This is a genomic window from Gammaproteobacteria bacterium, from assembly GCA_035546635.1.
In the GTDB taxonomy this organism is placed as follows: Bacteria; Pseudomonadota; Gammaproteobacteria; order JAURND01; family JAURND01; genus DASZWJ01.
The window spans coordinates 25,956-34,065 of sequence record DASZWJ010000007.1 but is presented as its reverse complement, the minus strand read 5'-3'; the positions used below and the strand labels follow the sequence as shown (position 1 = coordinate 34,065).

The window sequence follows — 8,110 nt, the reverse complement described above, 5'->3', positions numbered from 1 at the left end:
ACGCTGGTCAGAAAATCAATTTTGACCAAAAAGTATTTTTCAAAGTCTGAAAATGAGAGTGATTTATTAAAAATTACGGCCAATCAGGCTAATGCTTTGATTTGTCAGCTGGCTTTAGCGGCATAATTGGCTAAAGTCCAGTATTCTAAAATTTGAAATAGATTATTTGAAAAATTTCATATTATCATTTTTTTATAAAATGATAAAATAGTTTCATAATTTCACTACACAAACGAGGGATAATGGATGAAGCTAATTTTAGGAGGATTAATTATTTTATAAATTGAGGTATTAAAATGAGACTTTTTTCTGAATCAACACCATCTAATAAACCCCAGCCAACGACGAAAGCTAAATTTGAGAAAAAACCAATTAGTTCTGAAATAACATTTGAGTTTCTTGACAACCCGGAACATCCCGAGGAAACCTTAGGTACCGCGATAGAGCTTGACGGACGGTATCTGGAACCTCCATTCGAACAGAAGGCTAGTAAAATTTTTCCAAAACTTCCTTTTCAGGCAATTATAGTTTATTTAGACATCATCAGTTTAATTAATCTTGGCAAAACACAAAAATCGATGTTCCCATATTTTCTTTCTCCCCAATGTCTTTTTGCGTTTAATCAAGTCAATAGGATGACCGTATTGTCTTATTCTGCTGCATATATAAAACTGAAAGATTATATAGAAAAGAATTATTGCTCCTTAATAACTGATGAAAAACAAGGTGAAATAGAAACTGGAAAATTGGCTTTATATCAAACAGGAAACGCAAACGCTTTTAGACATTCGAGATCAGGAGAAACAGGCAAGAAACGATTAAATGAATTTTTACAAGATATTTTTAAAATGCAACATATGCCACAAGCTCAAAAAGAAGGTTGCGTGATATTGTTACAGTATGTTGAATCCGTAATCATTGCTAAACAAGGTGATCGATTCCCTCAGATGCTGGCGGATGCAGTGACAGATGGTCTATTTATTGTTTCTCCTACTGAACCTAGGAGTAATACACAAATTTTAGAAGGTGAGCGAGCAAAACATGCTGGTCATGCTATTGCCCGCATTACAAAAACTGCCAATGCTCATTCTAGGAGTGGTCTTAAAAAGCTACAAGATGTAGGAGATGCTATAGTAGAAGGTTTAGATAGAATGTCGAGTGCCAGCACAAGCAGTGATATAACATGGATTCCCTTCCCATAGTTTATCACCCTTGAGTAGCTGTTTTCTTTACTATGGAACATGGGCTCAAAGGACTCATTTTGCGCAAGTAGAATTTAAAATACTTTAGCCCCTTGCAAAAATGCTGAATAGCTTAGCAATTGTACTGGTCGATTTTCATTTTGCCAACCATTTACAATGCAGTAATAAATTTCCCGATCTATGAATTTTGTAGTGTCAAAGACCAGCCACTCTTTAAATGGCGGAAGCGAGGATTGCTGCGGTAAAAATACAATCTTTTCTTTGTTTCTCAAGGCGTCTAACAGGGTATCCAACACAGCATCGGATTCGGCGTTGGCCATATCGCAAAACAGCTTCATATCCTCCAGAGTACGCACCAACGACCAGGTCGACTGTAAATATCATTGAATTTATTATTACTATGAGCGTTATCAATATTGCATGTCATTTCGAGAAACTTATAATAGGGCTTGAATCCTTCCTCCAATAAGAACTTGACTACGTAGGCAAAGATTCATGCACCGTTATTTCAATCCCTGATCGATGTTTGGGAATCTATTTTTAGCTAGTTGAATGCCAAGTTTGTATACCTGACAAATATTATGGCAATTATCAAGCCCGAAAAATTCTAATAGAGCATTATTTCCCTTATTTTATTTGTAGCTCAAGCATTTTGGATATGCTTACAATCTTTCTAATGTTCTATTTGTCCATAATTTGCATGTATTGTTGCGCCATTAAGCAGTGGGTTCAGCGCACAATAAAATGTTAATTTGGCTATTTCTTCTGGCTTAATCAATTTATGAAAGCATATTTTCGATAGTATGATATCTAGGTTTGATTGATCACTTTGTAAATGTTGCTTTAGCATTTTTGTGTCGGTGAAACCCGGGCATATGCAGAGGGTATGGATATTTTTTCCTGCTAAATCTTGAGCAGTTGATCGCATCATGCCTAATAATGCATGTTTAGAAATAACATAGGATGCAGCATTTTGTACTGCTTTTTCCGACAAAGTTGAGCCGATATACAAAATTGAAGATCCTTTTGACATCTTCGGTATAAGCAGTGTATTTAAAATAGCAGGAGCGACTAAATTAACCTCAAGCACGTCTCGAAGCTCTTGGGCTGACAAATTTTGTATACTGTCTTTTTTATAACATGCAGCATTATGTATCAGGCATATTTGTTCGTTTTGACAAAATTGATTAGTCATTGATAGCTTAAATGGATCTTGCCAGTTTTTATCTCCTAAATTTAAACTGAAATTTTTTAAGTTCGAATGCGTTAAATCTGACTTTGTTCTAGATATATTTATAACATTCCAATCCTGCGTCAAAAAAAATTCCGCAGTTCCTTTCCCTATTCCCTGGCTTGCTCCAGTAATTATGGCTGTAGGCATTTTTGTTTAGTCCATTTAGCGATGGCTGATTGAGATGGGCTGCTGGAAATTTTTATTTTGATCGCGTTGATATTTCTTATATATTCATTCTTAATATTGCTAAGTAAGACGCTTAGCATCCAGAAAGCGAGTTCTTCTATAGTGATATTAGCGACAGGTAAAAATTTGACATCTCTTTTTAAAAAGACCATCCTTTCATCAAAAAAGTGACAAAAATAATAGGTATCCGATTCTTCTAATCGCATATGTGGAGATTTTTCAGGTAGCAAAATGATTTCATCTAACTGATTACAAATATCAATAATTATGTGTTTATAGATATTATAATCAAGTGCCATGCCATTTTCTTCAATTAAAGTCTCGATAGAGCATTGTACTGTGAAGTTATGTCCATGCAGGTTTTCGCGAGATTCATTTGAAAAAATGGTAAAATGACCCGCTGAAAATTTCATTTTCGGCGATTTAAGTTTAACTATGATTTTTTTATTTGTGTTCATAGGAAACAAGTTTAGCTTTGAAAATTTCACTTGAAAGAATAGTTCCTGCAATGACTATCAGGCTGGCCAAATATTGGTTGCGGTTTAAGTTTTCATGCAGAATTAAACTGGCAAAAAATAATGAAAAAATGGGTTCTATATATTGAGCATTTACAGTAATAACAGGAAGTTTGCGCATGCCATAAGAATATAAGAAATAGGCTACTGGAACTATCAAGCCAATTATCAGAGTTACCGGAAGGTATTTTATAAATCCAGCATCTACTGGAAAGCCGCTGATAGACCATATTAACAGGCTGGTTATTAAGGCAACCAAGCTGGATAGGCCGGTTAATTCTGTGTCAGAGTAGATAGCATGAAGTTTTTTAACTAATACTGAATAAATTGACCAGGTAAACATACCGCCTAGTAGAGCGGCTATTGATAAAGGGCTTATTGTGGATAAATAGCCCTGTTGGGCAATACTGAATAAATAAGTACCCATTACAGCTAATGCAATGCCCACCCATGTGGTTAGAGTGATATTATGTCGAAGCAACAATAGGGTTAGTATGGGATTTAAGGCAAAAATCATGACATACCACCCTGCGGGAACTTGACTTAAAGCATAAGTCTGCAGGTAGAAGTTAGCTCCTAAAGCTATCATAAATCCCGTCAGGATTTTGCTGTCTACTAATTTTAATTTTTTTATAATTCTAGGTGTTAACCAGCATAAAATAAGAAAAGAAATAAAAAATCTTTGGACTAGAAAAAAGCTTACATTAACTTGTGTTACAATTAATTTTACTAAAGTGGGCAAACTGGCCCAGATAATGATCGCACCGAATGTGGCAGAAAGTGCAGGATATTTTTTGTTTTTTAGCATAAATAAAACCTATTCCTTTATGCTACAACGGAATTTGATGATTCAAAAATAATTTTTGGATCATAGGCAGGAGTTTCACATATATTGATACAGGCAGCTAAAACATTTCTAAATTGGGTGGGCAAGATAAACTGATTATCGACAAATTCTAAATTTTTGCATAACCATTGATGCACAATCATATCTTGGTTACCTGGAGAGGCGTTTATAACTTCAAGACCTAATTGATTCAAGTCTTCCAAAATCAAAGAAAATAACGGTATAATTTTTGCTGCATTCAATATTAATTTTTTAGACTCTGGGATAAATTCAATGCAGCCTATTTTACAACTTTTATTCCATAAATAGCTACCTATCCAGGCATCATTGTCTTGATTTATTGCACCTGACAAATGATTGCTGGAAAAACCTTTTCTGCCAAACCAAAATAATCGCTGCGCCAAGACAAAATATCCCAGCTCCGGAAATTCTGGCAACAGGTTGACTAATAATGTATCCGTTGATAGTTCTCCCATAATATCAGTGTGAAATTTTGACAAACTAACTTGAGGATGTTTGGCGGGAGAAACCTTCCAACAACTCACGCGATGTCCAATTTCGTGAAATATAGAGGCTAAATAAATGGTATGTTCTAATTCAGAATTTAAATGCTGATAAAATTGATACTGACTATCTAAACAAAATGTCTGCTTGATACAGGGAAAAACAACTTTATCAAAAACTGACACCCAAGCATCTACAAATTCAAAACCGAAGTAATCAGCAATGTTTTCAGTGTTAATTCCTAAAACTTCGGGAAAGAACATGAAGATATTATTACCTGTGGATAAGACACCATCGACATTTAATAATTTAATAGCATAATGTTCCGGCCAATCAAATAAACCGAGACTATTGTCATAAGCTTGATATCTTTTAATGATTACATGATAACCCAGATTGCTTTCTATAATATTTTTAACTGATTTTTCAAGTCTTTTATCTCTATAAAGATAGCCTTTTGCATTGCCTGGATATCCTTTGGTTAAATAGAATTTATAATTAATGGGAATGATATCTGAATTTTGCGTTAAATATTTTTTTATATTATTTAATGCCTTGTGAGATTTTTCAGTATAATTCAAATGAATAAACATTTCAGCTGGTCCTTTTCAGAGTAACCATTCAGATTCATAATTGTGGTAAATACTCATCTATCCTCTCAATATGAGCCATCCCACCTTCCAAATAGAAAGGTTTAAAATTTCCTCTATCCGTCACAATCTGAATTTCATTTAAACTGTTTAAAAGTTCTCTTGGATATCCCACTGCAATGGATAGCCAAGACCAATTATTAATACCCATTTTAGGAACAATAGCGCCATTATTTAAAATCTGGGTGTGCAAGCCATGGAAATGATTGGGTAAAATTAAATTAGTAAGCACGGAAGTTTCTTGCAGACCGTAATTTATCGAAAGTGTTTTTATAGGTTCTATTGCATATAAATCTGAATGATTATGTATTTCTCCAAAAATACTGGTGTTAATCAGATGGCAGAATAAATCAGTAGGATTTTTTTGGTAAGACATGGCCAATTGTTGCGCAATGCCGCCACCACCTACCCTACCAAAGTTAGCATCAATCAGGTGACAATCGTCTTGGTTAACTATGAATTCTGCATGAAAATATCCATTTTTATATGCTGATCTTTGCACCAGGGTATTAATTGCTGCATAGGCTGTTTTTATGGCTTTGTCAGTTAGAAAATTATTTGCTGGAAAATGATTTATTGATTCAGTATTGCCTACTTTTTGTCTGGCGGTAAATCCAATAAAGTTAGCTTTTCCTCCGATGGCATATCCTTCAAGGCTGATTAAGCGCCCTGGCAGTAAGGGCTGGGCTATCCAATGACCATGAATTAATGTTTGCAAATTGGTCTTTTCAATTAAATTGGACAGTTGCTTTAACTCTTCAATGGAGTTAAGCATAAACATGCCCAGTGCGCCGGCACCCTGGGTGGGCTTAATAATTAATTTTTCATTTTTAGAGAACAATTTTTCTAAACAACGATAAGGAATATCGTGCTTATTAAAAATCACTGTGAGTGGACTATATTCCGAAATTAATTCGGCTACTTTAGCTTTGTCGCTTAAGGTTATAATCGCTTTGTCTATGCCGGATACTTTTAAAAAGTCAGCCAGTTGATAACTGATATTTAATCGGCTATCTAACATAGTAATTACCGCAGCTATATTTTGAATGTTATTAGCGTCTATGGTTTTAATGAGCGGTTCTAATTGCGTGGTGTCACTACATTCATAATGGGGGTATTTTATAAGTTGATTATAAGTATCTGCTTGGTAGTTAGATGGCGTGAATATAAACACCGGTTCATAGCCCAACTTTTTGCTAGCTTCCGCTGTATGTGCTGCACCAACGTCTGATGTTTCAATAATGATTATTTTTTTCATAGCTATCTGCTATTAAATTTAGTACATGATGGCTCATCAATTATTTATCAAAGTTATGCGTTAAAAATCAAAGCCCCACTGGATTTTTATATTATTTTATCTTTTTGAAAATTTAGTATTCATATTGCGAAATTAAAGCATGTTTTTTTAATTATGGCAATACGGGTAAACGAACTGTGATTTTATTGGTTATATTAATTTAGAGATATCCAGAAACATCTCTGATAAGACCTAGCCCAAAGAATATACTGGGCTGGCGATTTTCGCCAAATTACCTGATAAAAATTTGCAGCAGATAGAGAATGGATTCATGACCAGTATCTGTTAGCTTTAATGAGTTTTTGCTGAAGAAGAATCTTGGAGAAAAAGACTTACAATTTGCATAGAGGCTAATACGTCGCTTGACGGAGATAAGTCTTGCCTGTGTAAATTAGTCAAATGTACTGCTACATGATGTAGTTCATTACGTAAGATACCTAACAGAGAATGCTCTCAAACTTCCCATTTCTTGATCTGAATCATCCTCAGCCCAACTTTCTCCATTAAAAAATTGTCTGTTGGTTTCAAGGCGCAGAAGTCTGGTGGAGGCATTAACTCATACCGATTGTGTTGCGCGAGTTCAGATTCTTCACGTGAATCTTTGACTGATGATCCCTTATAAACACCGACTTTATTAATCAAAGAAGCATAAAGAACAAATAAAACCTTCAAAACTTTAAAAGCATTCAATGGCATAATATTAACTTTTCCTAATAATTATTATAATTCAAAGTTTGGAGTTTCAGAGCATGGGGACTCTAAGAATTTTTTTCCATAAGTTTCTTCAGAAGATTTTTGTTTTGGTGGAGTAAACATAGCAGACTCGCAATGGCTCGATGTTCGTAAAGGCTTCATTTCTGGTAATTCAATATAATCGCCACGAGTTACTGTGGTATCATTTAAAGGTCGATCTTTACTAAAAATCGGCGTTACTTTTTTCTTCAAACAAGTGTCAAAAAATTGACCCACACACTCTCCGACCGTTTTGCTTGCTTCTATCCCATTAATAGTCGCTGTTTGAATAAGGCTTCTGATTTTAAAATGATTGACTAATTTTCTCTAAAATTATAAATCAAATTATTTTAGGATTTGTATAAGGTTTGCAATTAAAATCATTGATGGTTTGTCCATGGAATAAAGCGCAGCATTAATCTCCTTGCAAAAATTCTGAATAACTGAATACTTTTTCATTAATTTGGCTTTTATTTTCCCAACCATCAGCAATGCAATAATAAAATTCCTGATCTGCTAACTGTGTAGCGTCGTAGACTAACCATTCCTCGCAGGGAGGTACTGTGGTTAATTACGGGGGTAAGAACACAATTATTTTCCTGTGCTTCATGGTGCTTCAAAAGCATGAGTGGCTTTTTTTCTCCTACAGCATGGATATCCATTAGGAACTACTACAGACGATGATGATAGATCTTTGCGACAATTTGTAGAATAGGAACTGCCAGAACATAAGAAGCGCGCCATGGAACCACTGCTTGCAAGTTTACCTACCCCTGAAAATTCATCTCAGGGCATAAAATTCTCTTAACTACGCTCAAACCCTTCCAGGCATTTTTATATTGCTGCGTATAAGGAATTAAATTTAAATAACAGCACATAAGGTACCGATGAGCCTTCTCACAAGTTTCTGGGGAAGCTATTTTTTGTGTTTCAAATTATTTTT

9 protein-coding genes are annotated in these 8,110 nt (G+C 34.7%); 1 reads left to right on the top strand and 8 read right to left on the bottom strand.

Going from position 1 to position 8,110, the window contains the following annotated elements:
* Positions 1-296: 296 nt before the first annotated feature.
* Positions 297-1,202, top strand: coding sequence for a hypothetical protein (locus VHE99_01570; protein HVV67714.1), 906 nt, complete (start codon positions 297-299; stop codon positions 1,200-1,202).
* Between the two features lie 74 nt (positions 1,203-1,276).
* On the opposite strand, the gene VHE99_01565 is transcribed toward VHE99_01570, so the two are convergent.
* The 8 genes from VHE99_01565 to VHE99_01530 form a co-directional block, all read right to left on the bottom strand.
* Positions 1,277-1,540 (bottom strand): hypothetical protein, encoded by a 264-nt coding sequence (locus VHE99_01565; GenBank protein HVV67713.1) that lies wholly within the window; start codon positions 1,538-1,540, stop codon positions 1,277-1,279.
* A gap of 335 nt (positions 1,541-1,875) precedes the next feature.
* On the bottom strand, positions 1,876-2,583 hold the full coding sequence (locus tag VHE99_01560; protein HVV67712.1) for an SDR family oxidoreductase: 708 nt from the start codon (positions 2,581-2,583) through the stop codon (positions 1,876-1,878).
* Complete coding sequence (locus VHE99_01555; GenBank protein HVV67711.1) at positions 2,568-3,080, bottom strand: 6-carboxytetrahydropterin synthase; 513 nt, start codon at positions 3,078-3,080, stop codon at positions 2,568-2,570. Before VHE99_01555 ends, VHE99_01560 begins: the two co-directional genes overlap by 16 nt.
* Positions 3,067-3,945, bottom strand: coding sequence for a DMT family transporter (locus VHE99_01550; protein HVV67710.1), 879 nt, complete (start codon positions 3,943-3,945; stop codon positions 3,067-3,069). Before VHE99_01550 ends, VHE99_01555 begins: the two co-directional genes overlap by 14 nt.
* Positions 3,946-3,962: 17 nt before the next feature.
* On the bottom strand, positions 3,963-5,081 hold the full coding sequence (locus VHE99_01545; GenBank protein ID HVV67709.1) for a hypothetical protein: 1,119 nt from the start codon (positions 5,079-5,081) through the stop codon (positions 3,963-3,965).
* A gap of 34 nt (positions 5,082-5,115) precedes the next feature.
* Entirely contained in the window at positions 5,116-6,396 is a 1,281-nt protein-coding gene (locus VHE99_01540; GenBank protein HVV67708.1) for an ATP-grasp domain-containing protein, read from the bottom strand.
* 492 nt (positions 6,397-6,888) lie between these two features.
* Entirely contained in the window at positions 6,889-7,131 is a 243-nt protein-coding gene (locus tag VHE99_01535; GenBank protein HVV67707.1) for a hypothetical protein, read from the bottom strand.
* 24 nt (positions 7,132-7,155) lie between these two features.
* Positions 7,156-7,404, bottom strand: coding sequence for a hypothetical protein (locus VHE99_01530; protein HVV67706.1), 249 nt, complete (start codon positions 7,402-7,404; stop codon positions 7,156-7,158).
* Between the last annotated feature and the right edge of the window lie 706 nt (positions 7,405-8,110).

Excerpts from the sequence above, each read along its gene's own strand:
- VHE99_01570 (HVV67714.1), top strand. The coding sequence starts at position 297 with ATGAGACTTTTTTCTGAATCAACACCATCTAATAAACCCCAGCCAACG.
- VHE99_01565 (HVV67713.1), bottom strand. The coding sequence starts at position 1,540 with ATGAAGCTGTTTTGCGATATGGCCAACGCCGAATCCGATGCTGTGTTG.
- VHE99_01560 (HVV67712.1), bottom strand. The coding sequence starts at position 2,583 with ATGCCTACAGCCATAATTACTGGAGCAAGCCAGGGAATAGGGAAAGGA.
- VHE99_01555 (HVV67711.1), bottom strand. The coding sequence starts at position 3,080 with ATGAACACAAATAAAAAAATCATAGTTAAACTTAAATCGCCGAAAATG.
- VHE99_01550 (HVV67710.1), bottom strand. The coding sequence starts at position 3,945 with ATGCTAAAAAACAAAAAATATCCTGCACTTTCTGCCACATTCGGTGCG.
- VHE99_01545 (HVV67709.1), bottom strand. The coding sequence starts at position 5,081 with ATGTTTATTCATTTGAATTATACTGAAAAATCTCACAAGGCATTAAAT.
- VHE99_01540 (HVV67708.1), bottom strand. The coding sequence starts at position 6,396 with ATGAAAAAAATAATCATTATTGAAACATCAGACGTTGGTGCAGCACAT.
- VHE99_01535 (HVV67707.1), bottom strand. The coding sequence starts at position 7,131 with ATGCCATTGAATGCTTTTAAAGTTTTGAAGGTTTTATTTGTTCTTTAT.